Source organism: Streptomyces chartreusis NRRL 3882, from assembly GCF_900236475.1.
Taxonomy (GTDB): domain Bacteria; phylum Actinomycetota; class Actinomycetes; order Streptomycetales; family Streptomycetaceae; genus Streptomyces; species Streptomyces chartreusis_D.
This window is the reverse complement of record NZ_LT963352.1, coordinates 1,234,066-1,250,922: the sequence shown is the minus strand read 5'-3', so window position 1 is coordinate 1,250,922 and position 16,857 is coordinate 1,234,066. Positions and strand designations below refer to the sequence as shown.

13 protein-coding genes and 1 pseudogene are annotated in these 16,857 nt (G+C 71.7%); 7 read left to right on the top strand and 7 right to left on the bottom strand.

Annotated features, from left to right (window positions below):
- Window positions 1–80: 80 nt before the first annotated feature.
- Window positions 81–1,604, bottom strand: a complete 1,524-nt coding sequence (locus tag SCNRRL3882_RS05625; RefSeq protein WP_010042847.1) for a M1 family metallopeptidase — start codon at window positions 1,602–1,604, stop codon at window positions 81–83.
- A 202-nt stretch (window positions 1,605–1,806) separates the two neighbouring features.
- On the opposite strand from SCNRRL3882_RS05625, the gene SCNRRL3882_RS05620 reads away from it, so the two are divergent.
- From SCNRRL3882_RS05620 to SCNRRL3882_RS05610, 3 genes are all read left to right on the top strand, one after another.
- On the top strand, window positions 1,807–3,762 hold the full coding sequence (locus SCNRRL3882_RS05620; RefSeq protein WP_010042845.1) for a Xaa-Pro dipeptidyl-peptidase: 1,956 nt from the start codon (window positions 1,807–1,809) through the stop codon (window positions 3,760–3,762).
- Window positions 3,759–5,045, top strand: a complete 1,287-nt coding sequence (locus SCNRRL3882_RS05615) for a M14 family metallopeptidase (protein ID WP_010042842.1) — start codon at window positions 3,759–3,761, stop codon at window positions 5,043–5,045. Before SCNRRL3882_RS05620 ends, SCNRRL3882_RS05615 begins: the two co-directional genes overlap by 4 nt.
- A gap of 82 nt (window positions 5,046–5,127) precedes the next feature.
- Entirely contained in the window at window positions 5,128–6,852 is a 1,725-nt protein-coding gene (locus tag SCNRRL3882_RS05610; protein WP_029181382.1) for a BCCT family transporter, read from the top strand.
- Window positions 6,853–6,960: 108 nt separating this feature from the next.
- On the opposite strand, the gene SCNRRL3882_RS05605 is transcribed toward SCNRRL3882_RS05610, so the two are convergent.
- Window positions 6,961–7,908 carry an FAD-dependent oxidoreductase gene (locus tag SCNRRL3882_RS05605; protein ID WP_010042838.1) on the bottom strand — a complete coding sequence of 316 codons (948 nt, stop codon included), beginning with the start codon at window positions 7,906–7,908 and terminating at the stop codon, window positions 6,961–6,963.
- A gap of 66 nt (window positions 7,909–7,974) precedes the next feature.
- Between SCNRRL3882_RS05605 and SCNRRL3882_RS05600 the strand changes: the two genes are divergently transcribed.
- Both SCNRRL3882_RS05600 and SCNRRL3882_RS05595 read left to right on the top strand, forming a co-directional pair.
- Window positions 7,975–8,997, top strand: a complete 1,023-nt coding sequence (locus SCNRRL3882_RS05600) for a hypothetical protein (protein WP_010042836.1) — start codon at window positions 7,975–7,977, stop codon at window positions 8,995–8,997.
- 61 nt (window positions 8,998–9,058) lie between these two features.
- The gene (locus SCNRRL3882_RS05595) at window positions 9,059–10,699 is read left to right on the top strand and encodes an ABC-F family ATP-binding cassette domain-containing protein (protein ID WP_010042834.1); all 1,641 of its coding nucleotides are present in this window, start codon (window positions 9,059–9,061) and stop codon (window positions 10,697–10,699) included.
- On the opposite strand, the gene SCNRRL3882_RS05590 is transcribed toward SCNRRL3882_RS05595, so the two are convergent.
- The 4 genes from SCNRRL3882_RS05590 to SCNRRL3882_RS05575 form a co-directional block, all read right to left on the bottom strand.
- The gene (locus tag SCNRRL3882_RS05590) at window positions 10,696–11,223 is read right to left on the bottom strand and encodes a putative glycolipid-binding domain-containing protein (protein ID WP_231911099.1); all 528 of its coding nucleotides are present in this window, start codon (window positions 11,221–11,223) and stop codon (window positions 10,696–10,698) included. The genes SCNRRL3882_RS05595 and SCNRRL3882_RS05590 overlap by 4 nt on opposite strands.
- 133 nt (window positions 11,224–11,356) lie before the next feature.
- On the bottom strand, window positions 11,357–13,741 hold the full coding sequence (locus SCNRRL3882_RS05585) for a Tex family protein (RefSeq protein WP_010042829.1): 2,385 nt from the start codon (window positions 13,739–13,741) through the stop codon (window positions 11,357–11,359).
- A gap of 115 nt (window positions 13,742–13,856) precedes the next feature.
- Window positions 13,857–13,988: an LPFR motif small protein gene (locus tag SCNRRL3882_RS42210; protein WP_010042827.1), complete on the bottom strand. Its 132-nt coding sequence runs from the start codon at window positions 13,986–13,988 to the stop codon at window positions 13,857–13,859.
- Between the two features lie 163 nt (window positions 13,989–14,151).
- Window positions 14,152–15,021, bottom strand: a complete 870-nt coding sequence (locus tag SCNRRL3882_RS05575; RefSeq protein ID WP_029181380.1) for an SCO6745 family protein — start codon at window positions 15,019–15,021, stop codon at window positions 14,152–14,154.
- 90 nt (window positions 15,022–15,111) lie between these two features.
- Between SCNRRL3882_RS05575 and SCNRRL3882_RS42575 the strand changes: the two are divergent.
- A pseudogene (locus tag SCNRRL3882_RS42575) lies at window positions 15,112–15,210 on the top strand (GlxA family transcriptional regulator); the annotation flags it as partial.
- Window positions 15,211–15,357: 147 nt separating this feature from the next.
- On the opposite strand, the gene SCNRRL3882_RS05565 reads toward SCNRRL3882_RS42575, so the two are convergent.
- The gene (locus SCNRRL3882_RS05565) at window positions 15,358–16,116 is read right to left on the bottom strand and encodes an enoyl-CoA hydratase/isomerase family protein (protein ID WP_010042822.1); all 759 of its coding nucleotides are present in this window, start codon (window positions 16,114–16,116) and stop codon (window positions 15,358–15,360) included.
- Window positions 16,117–16,334: 218 nt separating this feature from the next.
- On the opposite strand from SCNRRL3882_RS05565, the gene SCNRRL3882_RS05560 reads away from it, so the two are divergent.
- Window positions 16,335–16,841, top strand: a complete 507-nt coding sequence (locus SCNRRL3882_RS05560; RefSeq protein ID WP_010042821.1) for an ATP-binding protein — start codon at window positions 16,335–16,337, stop codon at window positions 16,839–16,841.
- Window positions 16,842–16,857 lie beyond the last annotated feature (16 nt).

The window sequence follows — 16,857 nt, the reverse complement described above, 5'->3', positions numbered from 1 at the left end:
TCAGCAGCCTCCACCGTAGACCGAGGGACGGCGTTCAGCAGGCCGGCACGACTGCCCGCAGCCAAGCGTGACAACGCACCTCAGCGCCCGTGCTCCCCGTGCTCCGCACCCGGACGCCCGTGCACCCCGTTGGTCGCCGCGATCTTCTTCCACGACCTCGGCTGCGAGACAGCCCGGGGGCCCTTCGCAACCGCCGCGGCCCGGGCCGCCGGCGCCCCCGGCTTCGACGGCTGGAACAGCCACGTGTCGAACAGGGCCGCCAGGGGCTTGCCGGACACCTCCTCGGCGTACCGCTGGAAGTCGGCCACCGACGCGTTGCCGTGGGCGTACTTCCGCGGCCAGCCTTTGAGGATCGCGAAGAACGCCTCGTCGCCGATCTCGTTGCGCAGCGCCTGGACGGCCAGCGCGCCCCGGTCGTACACCGCGATGTCGAACTGGTTCTCCGGCCCCGGATCCCCGGGTTTCACCGTCCAGAACGGGTCGTCGGCGGGGTGCGAGGCGTACACGTAGTCGGCGAGTTCCTGTGCCGTGCCCTCGCCCTCGTGCTCGGACCACAGCCACTGCGCGTACCGCGCGAAGCCCTCGTTGATCCAGATGTCCTTCCAGCGCTTGAGCGACACGTCGTCGCCGTACCACTGGTGCGCCAGCTCATGGACGACGACGGAGACGTTCGACCCGTTCGCGAACTGCCGCGGGCTGTAGTACGGCCGGGTCTGGGTCTCCAGCGCGTACCCGGTGGTGGTGTTCGGCACGTATCCGCCGAGCGCGTTGTAGGGGTACGGCCCGAAGTAGCCGGTCAGCCAGTCGGCGATCTCCCCGGTCCGTTCGATGCTCGCCCGCGCCGCGCCGGCGTGGCCACCCAGGTCCTTGCTGTAGGCGTTGAGGACCGGGATGCCGCTCTCGGTCGTGCCGGTCGTGATGTCGAACCTGCCGACCGCGAGCGTGGCGAGGTACGTGGTCTGCGGCTTGTCGGAGCGCCAGTTCCAGCGGGTCCAGCCGAGGCGGGAACTCGTCGACTGCAGCGTGCCGTTGGAGATGGCCTGCGTGCCGTCCGGGACCTGCACGGACACGTCGTAGGTGGCCTTGTCGAGCGGGTGGTCGTTGCTCGGGAACCACCATGCCGCCGCCTCGGGCTCGTTCGCCGCGACGCCCCCGTCCGGTGTGCGGTGCCAGCTGGTGAAGCCGTACGCCTTCTTCGACGACGGCACGCCGCGGTAGCGCACGACGACCGTGACGGGCGCGCCCTTGGCCAGCGGGGTCTTCGGCGTGATCTCCAGTTCGTGCTCGCCCGACGTCCGGAACGACGCCTTCGCGCCGTTGACACGCACCTCGCCGACGTCCAGCAGGAAGTCCAGGTTGAAGCTGGACAGGTCCTGCGTGGTGCGGGCCACGAGGGTCGCCGTGCCCTCGAGTTCGTCGGTGGCCGGCTGGTACTTCAGCCTGAGGTCGTAGTGGGAGACGTCGTATCCGCCGTTGCCGTAGGCCGGGTAGTAGGGGTCACCGATACCCGGTGCGCCGGGGGAGCGGGGCGCGGCCGATGCCGGGATCGCCAGCAGGAGAACGGCCGCGGCGAGGGCTCCCGGCGCGATGATTCTGCGGTGCACGCAAAACTCCAAGTCGTAGGGTCCCGAAGTCTGTCCGGAGCCTATGGGACTCCTGTGCCCCTGATCATGTCCATGGCCCCTGCTGTCACACGATCGCCATTCGGCCGACATGCGACACCGGGCCCCAGGGGGCCATCCAGGACACGCCGGTCCGTCAGCTGCCCTCTTCTGAACCGGAGTTCACCGATGTAGCGTCCGCCGCATGCCGAAACGCACGCGCTTCACGACCTGGAGACCGCTCGCGACGGCGGCCACGGCCGCCCTGATGGCCACACTGCTCACCCCGGTAGCGGCGGAGGCCGCCCCGGGTGAGAGCCAACCCGTCCACTCGTACGAGAACGCCATCCGCGAGGCCGTCTGGGTGGACACCGGACTCGACGGCGACCGCGACGGCAAGGCCGACCGGGTCGCCGTGGACATCGTCCGCCCCCGCGAACCCGCCCGACAGGGCCGCAAGGTCCCCGTCATCATGGACGCCAGCCCGTACTACTCCTGCTGCGGGCGCGGCAACGAGAGCCAGAAGAAGACGTACGACGCGAACGGCGCCGTCACACGGATGCCGCTGTACTACGACAACTACTTCGTGCCGCGCGGCTACGCCTTCGTCGGCGTCGACCTGGCCGGAACCAATCGCTCCGACGGTTGCGTCGACGTCGGCGGCCGCTCCGACATCCAGTCCGCGAAGGCCGTCGTCGACTGGCTGAACGGGCGTGCCAAGGCCTACACCACCCGCACCGGCACCACCCACGCCAAGGCCGCCTGGACCAACGGCAGGACCGGCATGATCGGCAAGAGCTGGGACGGCACCATCGCCAACGGCGTCGCCGCGACCGGCGTCGAGGGCCTGAAGACCATCGTTCCGATCAGCGCCATCTCCTCCTGGTACGACTACTACTTCCAGCAGGGCGCCCCGCTGTACGACTCCGGCCCCGAATGGCTGTCCGACTACGTCAACAGCCCCGACGCCCGCGCCAAGTGCGCCGCCGTCCAGCAGAAGCTCGTCGACGGCGCCCCGCGCACCGGCGACTGGACCCCGCTGTGGACCGAGCGCGACTACGTCAGGGCCGCGCGGAAGGTCAAGGCCAGCGTCTTCCTCGTGCACGGCATGCAGGACCTCAACGTGCGGATGAAGCACGTAGGGCAGTGGTGGGACGCCCTGGCGAAGAACGGCGTCGAGCGCAAGATCTGGCTCTCCCAGACCGGTCACGTCGACCCCTTCGACTTCCGGCGTGCGGAATGGGTCGACACCCTCCACCGCTGGTTCGACCACGAACTCATGGGCTACGACAACGGCATCGACCGCGAGCCCGTGGCCGACATCGAACGCGCCCCCGACCAGTGGACCACCTCGAAGACCTGGCCGCCGAGCGGCACCCGCGCCGCCACCCTGCGTCCCGGCCGGGGAACCCAGGCGGGCGTCGGCACCCTCGGCCTGCACCGCGGCCACGGCACCGAGACCTTCACGGACGACCCGCAGCTGAGCGAGACCGACTGGGCCGCGCAGATCGACGAGTCGACACCGGCGAAGGCCGGTTTCGTCACCCGGCCGCTCACCCGCGACCTGCGCCTGTCGGGCTCCTCCGAGGTCACCGTCACCGCGACACCCTCCACCCCCACGGCCCACCTCTCCGCCGTCCTCGTGGACATCGGCCCCGCCACCATCCGTGACTACGCCGACGCGGGCGAGGGCATCACCACCCTCACCGACCGCACCTGCTGGGGTGCGAGCACCGCCGGCGACAGCTCCTGCTTCAAGGAGACGAAGGCCAAGACCGCCGACGTCGGCTACACGATCGTCAGCCGCGGCTGGGCCGACCTCGGCAACCACGCCTCCGGCCTGACGGGCGCCCCGCTCACCCCGGGCAAGCGGTACACGATCACCCTCGACCTGGCGGCGACCGACCACGTCGTCCCCGAGGGCCACCGCCTGGCGCTGATCGTCGCGGGCACCGACAAGGGCCTCATCGACCCTCCCGCCGACACCCCCGAGCTCTCCGTCGACCTGTCCCGCACCTCGGCGCGCGTCCCGTTCGTCGGCGGAGCAACCGCCTTCGCCCGCGCCACCACGGGCGCCGCGTCCGCCACGCCCGACGCCACCCTGCTGGACGGCGTACGGGATCCGCGCACCGCTCACCGCGTCCCGGAGGGAAGCCAGTGACCCGCTGCACGACCCGAGCCGGCGCCCTGACCCTGACCGCCGCGGCCGTCGCCGCGACCCTGGTCGCCGCCCCGGCCCAGGCCGCCACCGGCGCCCCGCCCCGCACCGGCTTCGAGCAGACGAACGGTGCCCGCTGGACCACCCAGCCCGAGGAGCAGGACTTCCTCAACGCGGTCGACCGGTCGAGCGGCCGCGTCTCCATGACCCGCTTCGGCACGACGAAACAGGGCCGCCCGCTCCAACTCCTGCGGATCGGCACCCGCCCGACCCCCAACAAGGTGCTGCTCGTGTGCAGCCAGCACGGCGACGAGCCCTCCGGCCGCGAGGCCTGTCTGACCACCGTCCGCGACCTCGCGTACGCCCGCGACAGCCGCACCCGGCGCTTCCTGGACCGCACCACGGTCCTCGTCGTGCCCACCGCCAACCCCGACGGCCGGGCCGCCGACACACGGGGGAACAGCGACGGCGTCGACATCAACCGCGACCACCTCGCGCTCCGGACCGCCGAAGGCCGGGCGCTGGCCGGGCTCATCCGCGACCAGCGCCCCGACCTCGTCTACGACCTGCACGAGTACGGCGCCACACCCCCGTACTACGACAAGGACCTCTTCGACCTGTGGCCGCGCAACCTCAACACCCACGAGGCGGTCCACGACGAGGCGAAGACCCTCTCCGAGCGTTACCTCCGCCCCGCGGCGCAGCGGGCCGGCCACTCGACCGGCACCTACGGCATCTGGACCGACCCCGGGACCGGCGAGCCGGTCAAACAGGTGGCGGGAGACGGCCAGGAGCGCATTTTGCGCAATATGTCCGGCATCAAACATGGCATCGGACTGCTCATCGAGAGCCGAGTGGATCCGCTCACCGATGCCGAGAAGGCGGACGAGGCGCTGAACAACCGCCGCCGTGTCACCTCTCAACTCGACGCGCTGAAGGGCCTGTTCGGATATGCCGACGAGCGCCGCGGTGCGGTCGAGGCAGCGACGGGCAGGGCCCGGCTCGCGGGCTACACCACCGCCGGCCCCGTCTACGTCGGCGGCGCCGACAACGACGCGCCCGAACCCGCCGAGGTGATTCAGAACCCGCCCTGCGGTTACCGGCTCACGGCCGCTCAGTACGCCGAGGTGGGAGACGAACTCGCACTGCACGGTGTGCGCGTACGCCGGGACGCGGAGGGCGTGCTCGTACCCCTGCGCCAGCCCCTGCGGGCGCTCGTGCCGCTGCTGCTCGACGAGCGCGGAACGTACCACCTGACAGCAGCGAAGCCGGAAACGCAATGTTGAGGGGGGTGAAATTGCGCCACACGTGGTAGGGGCGTTACGGAGGACTTACGTTCCCCCTACGTCCCGATGAAAGGTGCCGCTTGTGACGCACGACCGACCAAGTGAGAGCGACCACCAAGAGGGGGCCGCGCTTCCGGGTTCGGAAGCGGGCCTCCCCGGTCAGGAACGTCCTGGAACCGACCGTATTGTCTTCGGGGTCACGGCCGTGCTCACCCTCGCCTTCGTGGTCTGGGGAGCGGCGGCGACCGACTCGCTCGAAGACGTCTCCACCAGCATGCTCAGCGGGCTGATGCACAACGGCGGATGGGCGTTCATGCTCGCGGCCTCCGCCTTCGTCGTGTTCGCCCTGTGGCTCGCGGCCAGCCGCTACGGCCGTATCCACCTCGGGGCCGAGGGCGAGGAGCCCGAGTTCCGCACGGTGTCCTGGGTCGCGATGATGTTCAGCGCCGGCATGGGCATCGGCCTGATGTTCTACGGCGTGAGCGAGCCGTTGTCGCACTACTCGACGGCCCCGCCGGGCACCGACCCGGCCGACTCCGGTGAGCGCATGGAGACGGCCATGGCCACCACCCTGTTCCACTGGACGCTCCACCCGTGGGCGATCTACGCCGTGGTGGGCCTCGCCATCGCCTACAGCACCTTCCGCAGGCGGCGCCGCCAGACCATCAGCGCGGTGTTCACGCCGTTGATCGGCAAGAAGCACGCGAACGGCGCCGTCGGCCGTGTCATCGACATCCTCGCGATCGTCGCGACCGTCTTCGGTTCCGCCGCGTCCCTGGGGCTCGGCGCGCTGCAGATCGGCTCCGGTGTGCAGGAGCTGGACTGGATGGACAAGGTGAGTACCGGGTTGCTCGTCACGATCATCGCGGTGCTGACCCTGGCCTTCGTCGCGTCCGCGGTCTCGGGCGTGGAGCGAGGCATCCAGTGGCTGTCCAACACGAACATGGTGCTGGCGCTGGTGCTCGCCCTGTTCGTGTTCGTGGCGGGTCCGACCATCATCGTCCTCGACCTGCTGCCCACGTCCGTGTTCGCCTACCTCGGCGACCTGCCCCAGCTGGCCGGCCGTACGGAGGCCAGCGGCGGGGAGGGTGTCGCGGACTGGCTGGGCAGCTGGACCGTCTTCTACTGGGCGTGGTGGATCTCCTGGACGCCGTTCGTGGGCATGTTCATCGCCCGCATCAGCCGGGGCCGCACGATCCGGCAGTTCGTCGGCGGTGTCATCCTCGTGCCCAGCACGGTCAGCCTGATCTGGTTCGCGGTCTTCGGCGGCTCGGCGATGAAGATGCAGGAGCAGGGCAAGCTCGGCAAGGAGGCGACCCCGGAGGGTCAGCTCTTCGACGTGCTCCAGCAGTTCCCCATCGCCACCGCCACGAGCCTGCTCGTGATGATCCTCGTCGGCATCTTCTTCGTGTCGGGCGCCGACGCGGCGTCTATCGTCATGGGCACCCTGTCGCAGAAGGGCGCGCTCGAACCGGGCCGTCTGGTCGTGGTGTTCTGGGGCGTCGTCACCGGTGCGGTGGCCGCGATCATGCTGCTGGTCGGCAGTGGCCAGGGCGACGCGCTGACGGGCCTGCAGAACCTCACGATCCTCGCGGCGGCCCCCTTCGTCGTCGTGATGACCTTCATGTGCGTGGCGCTCATGCGCGACCTGCGCCGCGACCCGGTGATGGTGCGCGAACAGATGGGCTCCGAGGCGGTGGAACAGGCCGTCATCGAAGGCCACAAGAAGTACGACGGCGAGTTCGAGTTCCGCGTCGGCCCGGGCCGCGGCCCGGACGTCGAGGGCGACCCCATCGGCAAACACTGACCCGACCGCCCCGGCTGCCGCCGGCCGGGCCCATGACCTCGACGCCCTCGGCCGACGAAACGGCCGGGGGCGTCGGAGTCGGAGGGGGGCGCTCTCAGTCCGGCCTCCTCAGCCCACCAGCCGGGCCGCCTCCTCCGCGCACCCCCACGCCACCGTCACACCCGCGCCGCCGTGGCCGTAGTTGTGGATCAGGAGGCGGCCGTCCGGCAGGGTGTCGCGCTCCAGGCGGACGGCGGAGCGGGTGGGGCGCAGTCCCACCCGGTGTGCCAGTACGCGCGCCCCGGCGATCTCCGGCCGCAGCGCCGCGCAGCGGCGGATGATCGCCTCGGCCGTCGCGGGGTCGGGTTCCAGCGACCACGCGTCCTCCTCGGCCGTACCGCCGAGGACGAGCCCGCCCGGCTGCGGGAACAGGTACGCGTGCTCCCCGGCCGCGTCGGTGGAGGCCAGCCAGGTGTCGATCCCCGGGTTCTCCACGACGACCAACTGCCCGCGCACGGGCCGCACGGACGGATCGGGCACCAGCTCCCGCGCGGCGAGCCCCGTGCAGTTGATCACGACCGGCGCGTCGGCCTCCGCGAACCCGGACACCGCACGGGCCTCGACCACACCGCCCGCCGCCACCAACCGCTCCCGCAGCCACGGCAGATGAACCGGCATGTCGATGAGCGGCAACCGCGCCAGGATCCCCGTCCCCGCGTACTCCTCGGGCGTCGACGCCCGCAGTCCCGGCACCCGCTCCGCCAGCCACCCGTCGACCTCGTCGAGGCGCGTCTCGCCCAGTACCCCTTCGACCAGGCGTACGCCGCTCGATCCGGACCCCGAGGCCAGCTCCTCGTACACCTCCAGCGACCGCAGCGCCCACACCCGCGCCAGCGCGAGCGGCTCGATCCGGTACGGCCACCACAACGCCCCCGCGACCGCTGAGGTGGTCGCCTCCACGCGGTCCCGCGTCCACACCCGCACCCGCCGCCCCCGCTCGGCGAGAACCACCGCGGTCGTCAGCCCGACCACCCCGCCACCGACCACCACGATCTCGTCACTGCGCTCACCAGCCATGCCCGGACCGTAGCGGAATGTGCCATGCCGTGCTCACATCACGCGTGGTGTGGGGATACTCACCGTATGTGCGCCCAGTACACGACCTTCGGCCTGGCACCCGCGATGCGGGCCGGCGGAGTCCTCACAGACGGTGGTTACCAGGTCCACCGGGACTTCGTGGACTTCATCGTCGACGGACGCCCGCTGCTGTTCCGGCTCTCCGACCTCGACGCGGTCTCCCCGCTCGCCTCCGACGTACCACCCGCGATCTTCACCGCGCAGGTCCGCAGCCTGCTGCTGGAGAGCCCGGCACCGCTGCCCGGCGGCCGGTACGTCGTCTACGGCTGCCCCGAGTGCGAGGACCTGGCCTGCGGCGCCGTCACCGCGGTGATCCAGCGGGACGGCGAGGACTTCGTCTGGCGGGACTTCGCCTGGCAGACCGACGAACACGCCGACCTGGAGCTCAACGGCTACCACGGCATCGGCCCGTTCCGCTTCCGCGGCGCCGAGTACGGCGCGGCGCTCAGCGCCCTGCTGAACGACTCCGTCCCGGACAGCCGCCGCCGCGTCCTGCTGATCGGCGCCCGCGTCGCCGTCCTGGCCAAGCTCGCCGCGGCGTTACGCACCATCGGCGTGGGCGCCGACATCGCCCACGACGCCGACGGCGTGCCCGCCGACGAACTGCGCGGCTACGGCGCCGTCGCCTTCGGCCACGGAACCGGCGAGCGGGAACGTGCCGCCGTCCGCCGCGCCTTCGAACGCGCCCAGGTCCCCGTCGCCTGCGTCGACGGCCTCGCCCCGATCGTCCCCCTCCTCGTCGCCCAGATCGAACACGCCCTGGACCGCAGCCCGTCGGAGCAGCGCCGCCTCACCGGCCTGACCGCCACCGGCGGCGAGGCCGGCATCGAGGTCACCTCCGCCTGCCGGGTCACCCTCACCGCGTACCGCCTCGACCGGCTCTCCCGCACCCACACCCACGAGATCTTCGACGGCGTCCTGGAACCGGGCCGCCACCGCATCGCCCTCGACACCAAGGCGGTGAAGGGGCAGTCCTTCCTGGTGGCGCGCACCTCCACGAGCGTGCTGGTGGCGGCCGTACCCCGCTGAGAACCGGCACGGGAAACCGGTACGCGGACCGCCCGCGACGGCCATTAGGATCGGCGGCCTGATGACTGCCACCCTCGTCGCCAAGAACCTCGCCGCCGGCCACGGCGACCGCTCCCTCTTCGCCGGACTCGACCTCGTCGTCGCGCCCGGCGACGTGATCGGCCTGGTCGGAGCCAACGGCGCCGGCAAGTCCACCCTGCTCAGGATGCTCGCCGGACTCACCGCCCCCGAGCAGGGCGGGCTGCGCCTGTCGCCGCCGACCGCCACCGTCGGCCACCTGCCCCAGGAGCCGGACCGCCGCCCCGGCGAGACCGTACGGGCGTTCCTGGCCCGCCGCACCGGCGTCGCCGAGGCCCAGCGGCTCATGGACGAGGCGACCCGGGCCCTGGTCGACGGGGCGCCCGGCGCCGACGACGCCTATGCCACGAGCCTGGAGCGCTGGCTCGGACTCGGCGGCGCCGACCTCGACGAACGCGCCGAGGAAGTCGCCGACTCCCTGGGCCTCGCGGTCGGCCTGGACCAGCTGATGACGTCCCTGTCCGGCGGCCAGGCCGCACGCGCCGGCCTCGCCTCCCTGCTCCTGTCCCGCTACGACGTCTTCCTCCTCGACGAGCCCACCAACGACCTCGACCTGGACGGCCTGGAGCGCCTCGAACGCTTCGTGAGCGGCCTGCGCGCCGGGACGGTGGTCGTCAGCCACGACCGCGAGTTCCTCACCCGCACCGTCACCAAGGTCCTCGAACTCGACCTCGCCCAGCGGCAGATCAACCTCTACGGCGGTGGCTACGAGGCCTACCTGGAGGAGCGGGAGGTCGCGCGCAGGCATGCCCGCGACGAGTTCGAGGAGTACGCCGACAAGAAGGCGGCCCTCCAGGACCGCGCGCAGATGCAGCGCTCCTGGATGGACAAGGGCGTGAAGAACGCGCGTCGCAAGGCGGGCAACGACAACGACAAGATCGGCCGCAAGTTCCGCAGCGAGGCCAGCGAGAAGCAGGCCGCGAAGGCCCGGCAGACCCAGCGCATGATCGAGCGGCTGGACGTCGTCGAGGAGCCCCGCAAGGAGTGGGAACTGCGCATGGAGATCGCATCGGCCCCGCGCTCGGGCGCCGTCGTCGCGACCCTGCGGGATGCCGAGGTGCGCCGCGGCGGTTTCGTCCTCGGCCCGGTGTCCCTCCAGATCGACTGGGCGGACCGGGTGGCGGTGACGGGCGCGAACGGCGCCGGCAAGTCCACCCTGCTCGCCGCCCTGCTCGGCCGTGTCCCGCTCGACGCCGGGCACGCGGCTCTCGGCTCGGGCGTCCTGCTCGGCGAGGTCGACCAGGCCCGCAAGCTGTTCCACGGCCGGGAGCCCCTGATCGACGCCTTCCGCGCGGCCGTCCCGGACACCGAACCGGCCGAGGTCCGCACCCTCCTGGCCAAGTTCGGCCTCAAGTCGGACCACGTCCTGCGTCCCGCGGCGACACTCTCCCCGGGCGAGCGCACCAGAGCCGCCCTGGCGCTGCTCCAGGGCCGGGGCGTCAACCTCCTGGTCCTCGACGAGCCGACCAACCACCTCGACCTGCCGGCCATCGAGCAGTTGGAGTCGGCCCTCGACTCCTACGCGGGAACCCTCCTGCTGGTCACCCACGACCGCCGCATGCTCGACGCCGTACGCGTCACACGCCGCCTGGAGGTGGCGGACGGCAAGGTGACCGAGCGCTAACGGGCCGTCAGCCGAGTGGCCAGCGAGGGGTACTCCACGACGTACCCCTCCTCGTCGAACTCCAGATCGCTGCGGAAGTCGCCGGAGGCGAACCGGACCCGCCCGGGGCCGAGATGCGTGTAGGTCTGCCGGGACGGCCGCACCGCCAGGTCCGGCACCGACACCCAGGCCATCAGGAACTCCCGTTCGCCGGGCGCCTGATGCAGCCCGTGCCGGAGCACCGGCATGGTGTTGGTGAGCGGGCACAGCCCCAGGTCGCAGTCGAGGGCGCCGTCGACGTCCGGCAGCCGCTCGCCGTTCGCGGTCCATCCGCCGCCGCCGTCGTGCCGCAGATCGAGCGTGCGGCTGCCCTCGGCGGACTCGGTCGTCACCCGCAGCCGGCGGGTCACGACGCCCTCGGTGGTGTCGAGTTCGTACGTGACCCAGTACGGCTCCGGATCGGTCCCGACGGCCCGGCCGTGTGCCCGCAGCACGCCGCCTGCGAGCTGGACCCAGGCGGTCTCGAACCCTCGGCTCGCGGACACGGACCAGGTGATAGTGCGCGTAGCAGACATACCGCTCACTCTATGTCCGACAGGTAGCAAGGTGTCCCTGTCAGGGGCGCGGGGAACTGCGCGACCAGCCACGACGGACCCGCAGCTCCCCGGAGCCGAACCGTCAACGCCTGCCGTTCTTGGGATCGACCAGGCCCGCGCGACGCAGCGCATCCGCCATCGCGCTGTTGGCCGGCGCAGCCGCCTGGCGCGAACCGGCGCCACCGCCACGGCGCGCGGCGCCCCCGCCCTGCCGCTGCTGCGGCGGACGCCCGCCGCGCCGGCGCTCGCCGGAGCCGTCGCCCTGGCCCTGGGGTGCGGCCTCGTCGTCCAGGCGCAGCGTCAGCGAGATCCGCTTGCGCGGAATGTCGACGTCGAGGACCTTCACCTTGACGATGTCCCCGGGCTTCACCACGTCGCGCGGGTCCTTGACGAACGTCTTCGACATCGCGGACACGTGCACCAGGCCGTCCTGATGGACCCCGACGTCCACGAACGCGCCGAACGCGGCGACGTTCGTCACGACGCCCTCCAGGACCATCCCGGCCGACAGGTCGGAGATCTTCTCCACGCCCTCCTTGAAGGCGGCCGTCTTGAACGCCGGACGCGGGTCGCGGCCGGGCTTCTCCAGCTCTTTGAGGATGTCGGTGACGGTCGGCAGACCGAACGTCTCGTCCACGAACTCCTGCGGCTTCAGCGAACGCAGCACCGCCGTGTTGCCGATGAGGCCGGCGACCTCCTGCCCGGTGGTCTTCACCATGCGCCGGACCACCGGGTACGCCTCCGGGTGCACACTGGACGCGTCCAGCGGGTCGTCACCGCCGCGGATCCGCAGGAAGCCCGCGCACTGCTCGTACGCCTTCGGGCCGAGGCGCGCCACCTTCTTCAGCTCGCTGCGGGACTTGAACGGCCCGTTCGCGTCCCGGTGCGCCACGATGTTCTCGGCGAGCCCGGAGGTGATGCCGGAGACCCGGGCGAGCAGCGGCGCCGACGCCGTGTTGACGTCCACGCCCACGCCGTTCACACAGTCCTCCACCACCGCGTCCAGCGAACGCGACAGCTTCACCTCGGACAGGTCGTGCTGGTACTGGCCGACACCGATCGACTTCGGGTCGATCTTCACCAGCTCGGCCAGCGGGTCCTGGAGGCGGCGGGCGATCGACACGGCACCGCGCAGCGACACGTCCATGTCGGGCAGCTCCTGGGAGGCGAAGGCGGACGCCGAGTACACGGACGCGCCGGCCTCGGACACCATCACCTTCGTGAGATTCAGCTCCGGGTGCCTGGCGATCAGTTCCCCGGCGAGCTTGTCGGTCTCGCGGGACGCCGTGCCGTTGCCGATGGCGACCAGCTCGACCGCGTGCTCCTTGGCGAGCCGGGCCAGCTTGGCGATGGCCTCGTCCCACCGGTTGGCCGGGACGTGGGGGTGGATGACGTCCGTGGCGACGACCTTGCCGGTCGCGTCGACCACGGCGACCTTCACGCCCGTACGGAAACCGGGGTCCAGGCCGAGCGTCGCGCGCGTGCCCGCCGGGGCGGCGAGCAGCAGGTCGCGCAGGTTCGCCGCGAAGACCCGCACCGCCTCGTCCTCGGCGGCCGTGCGCAGCCGCAGCCGCAGGTCGATGCCGAGGTGGACGAGGATGCGGGTGCGCCAGGCCCAGCGGACCGTGTCCGCCAGCCACTTGTCGCCGGGGCGGCCCCGGTCGGCGATCCCGAAGCGGTGGGCGACGATCCCCTCGTACGACGACGGGCCGTCCGTGGGCTCCTCGGGCTCCAGGACGAGGTCGAGGACCTCCTCCTTCTCGCCGCGCAGCATCGCCAGGATGCGGTGCGAGGGGAGCTCCGTGAACGGCTCGGCGAAGTCGAAGTAGTCGGCGAACTTCGCGCCCGCCTCCTCCTTGCCCTCCCGCACCTTGGCGGCCAGCCGCCCGCGCACCCACATGCGCTCGCGCAGCTCGCCGATCAGGTCGGCGTCCTCCGAGAACCGCTCGGTGAGGATCGCCCGGGCGCCGTCGAGGGCCGCCTGCGGATCGGCCACGCCCTTGTCGGCGTCGACGAACGCGGCGGCCGCGGCGAGGGGCTCGACGGACGGATCGCCGAGCAGCCCCTCCGCCAGCGGCTCGAGACCGGCCTCGCGCGCGATCTGCGCCTTGGTGCGCCGCTTGGGCTTGTAGGGGAGGTAGATGTCCTCCAGGCGCGCCTTGGTCTCCGCGCCCCGGATCCGTGCTTGAAGCTCTTCGGTGAGCTTGCCCTGCTCGCGCACCGACTCCAGGATCGCCGTCCGCCGCTCCTCCAGCTCCCGCAGATAGCGCAGCCGCTCCTCGACGGTGCGCAGCTGCGCATCGTCGAGCATCTCGGTCGCTTCCTTGCGGTAGCGGGCGATGAAGGGCACCGTAGAACCGCTGTCGAGCAGCTCCACGGCAGCCCTGACCTGCCGCTCCCGTACGCCGAGTTCCTCGGCGATCCTGCCTTCGATGGACCCTACTTCGAGGGACCCGGGTGTCGTCACGATCCCGTACCGCCTTCTCCACTGAGGTTGCGCGGCAATTGTGGCAGGTGACACCGACATTCGGGGGTCAGGGCGGCACCCGGCAGGTCGGGACGGTCTCGTCGGACCCCGCGGCTCAGACCCTGCGGCTGCGGGTGGAGGACGAAGCGCCGCCGAAGAGACGGGCCAGGGCCCGGAAGGGCAGCGTGACGACGGTGGCGATGGCACCGCCGATCTGGCGCAGCACGTCTGCAATGGCACGGAACACGTAATTCCCCTTTCTCCTCTCCCGACCGCGGCGGCCGGGGAAGACCGGGTACCTCACCAAAGCCTCACCATGCGTCACGGCCGAACACATGGGCGCGGCCCGGCGTGCGACCGGGACGGACGGCCGTTTCCCGGGGCCCGGCAGCGCGCTTCCCCGAGCACGGTCAGCGCTTGCCGAGCAGATCCGCCGGATACGCCCCGGCCGTGAGCGCCGCCCGCGTGAACGCCGCCCCCAGCTCGGTCAGCCGGGCCACCCCCTCCGGCCCCAGGTGCTCGTACGGGGCCCGGTCCAGGCGGTCCGTCTCCTGCTCTATCTCCTCGCGCAGGGCGACACCCCGCTCAGTGAGCTCGCCGGCCGCGTCCAGCAGCCCGCGCTCCCGCAGCCGGCCCGTGGCCGCGTCCCAGTCCTCCCGGCTCCAGCCCCGGGTGCTGAGGACCCACTTCGGTGTCATGCCCTTGCCCGTCGCCGTGTGGGTCACCATGGCCTCCAGCCCGTCCAGCCCCGCGGACATCAGCACGGCCAGGTGCCCGTCGCCCCGGTGCTCGCGCAGCAGGGTCGCCGCATGCCAGTACGCGAGGTGCGGCTCCTCGGGGACGGGCAGGTCGGCATGGGCGGCGTACAGCGGCCGCGCCCCGCGCGAACAGGCCTCGGCGGCGCGCAGCGCGAGCCGGGCGGCCTCGGCCATCTCGGAGGACGCCAGGGCCTCGTCGCCCAGCAGGCGGCGCAGCGTCGCGTCGACGGCACGCGCGCGTGCGGCCAGCACCTGGCCGGGCGTCGCGGTCTCCCACACCGCCGGCACGTGCCGGGCCACGAGCTCGTACTTGTAGTTGTAGAAGGCCGCGGCCACCGCTCCGGCCCCGACCGGCCCGAGGGCGGCGGCGCGCACGGCGAAGTTCACGGCCCGCGGGTCGGTGACCCCGGCGGCACCCAGTTCCCGGCCCAGATCCGGCGAGAAGTAGTGCGTGGAGTGCAGGGAGTTGAGCACGTTGTGGCAGCGTCGGCCGGCGCGCGGCTCAAGGGCGGCAGTCGTCATGTCCGGCAGGTTACCAACCGCTTGGTATGCCCTCTAGGCCCGCGCGCCTCATGGCAGGAAGGGTGGGGCACTCGTCATCGCGGCCGCACTCCGGGCGCGTACCGGATCCGCACGACGTGCCTGGACGGCGCGCCCGTACGGACCACCAGCGGGCTGACCCTCGTGCCCGACGTGCCCCTGCCAGCCGCCCTACGACGCCGGATCACCCGAGAAGGCCCCCGCGTACGTGGCCGAACTGCTCCGATGGCACGCGGCCTCATCCTGACGTAGGGAATGTCCGCAAAGTCCCGCCTGCCCCGCGACGCCCGGCACGCCCTCCGGGCGGACGACGGGACTTTACGGACACCCCCTCGGCACGCTCCAGTCGAACCGCGGCTGCCTGCGCTCCAGGAACGCGGCGACACCCTCCGCGGTGTCGCCGCTCTCGCGTGCCCGCGCGGCCCAGTGGGCGTCGCGGTCCGTGCGCCCGTTCGCGAACTCCTTGGCCGCGGCCTGTGTCAACTGCGAACGGGACACCAGGATCCGGGTGAACTCGGCGACCCGCTTGCCCAGTTCGCCCTCGGGCAGCACCTCGTCGGCCAGCCCGGTGCGCAGCGCCCGCTCCGCGTCGATCAGTTCGCCGGAGAACAGCAGGTACTTGGCGGTGGCCGGCCCGACCAGGGACACCAGCCGCCTGGTCGAGGACGCCGGATACACGATGCCGAGCTTCGCCGGCGTCACCCCGAACAGCGCCCCCTCCTCGGCGAACCGCAGATCGCAGGCCGCCGCCAACTGTGATCCGCCGCCCACACAATGCCCGCGCACCGCCGCCAGCGTCGGCTTGGGGAACGCGGCGAGCGCCTCCTCGGCCGCCACGGCCAGCCGCTGCGCCTCCTCCGGCGAGCCCCGCAGCGTCGAGATGTCGGCCCCGGCGCAGAACGTCCCGCCCTCGCCGGTGAGCACCAGCGCCCGCACGGCCGGATCGCCCGCGAGCCGCTCCAGCAGCGGCGGCAGGGAGCGCCACATGGCGGCCGTCATGGCGTTGCGCTTCTCGGGATGACGTATGACGACCGTCGCGACCGAGTCGGTCACGCTGTACAGCAACTGCGGCTCCATGCGCCGGATGCTATCCGGATGTCAAACCCGTACAACCCGAATAGTTCGCCGAGACGGTACAACAGGGACAGGACCAGTCCCACAACTGACCGTGTCATACGCCAACGGTCATAAGTGCTCGATAGTTGCTGACTTCTGTTCAGCCCCGGGGTGGGGAACGCATCGTTACCAACACTCGAGGTGTGGCGACAATCGAGCGCGAGGGTGGCGACCGGACGATGGACAACGACGGGCGTGGGTTCGGCCCACGTCCAGAGGGCGGTGCGGCGCCCCTCGGGCCCGGGCCCGAGGATCCGCTGCCGTACGAAGGGGTCTGGCGGTTCACCGCACCGGCGGTCGACGCCTCGGTGCCGCAGGCGCGGCACGCCGTACGGGATCTGCTGCTGCGTCAGGGGGTGCCGGTCTCCGACGACCTGGCCCAGGGGCTGCTGCTGATCGTCTCGGAGCTGGTGACGAACGCCGTGAAGCACGCGGCGGTGCTCTCCCCGACCATCGCCGTCGAGCTGGCCGTCGGTGCCGAGTGGCTGCGCGTGTCCGTGGAGGACAACCACCCGTACCGGCCGACCGCACTGGAGACCGACCACGGCCGGACCGGCGGTCGCGGACTGCTGCTGGTGCGCGAGATCGCCCGGGAGGCGGGCGGTGTGTGCGAGGTCGACTACACCGCGAGCGGCGGCAAGGTGATCTGGGTCACCCTGCCGCTCAAACCCGCGCGCTTCCCGTAGGCCCGGTCCTCAGGGC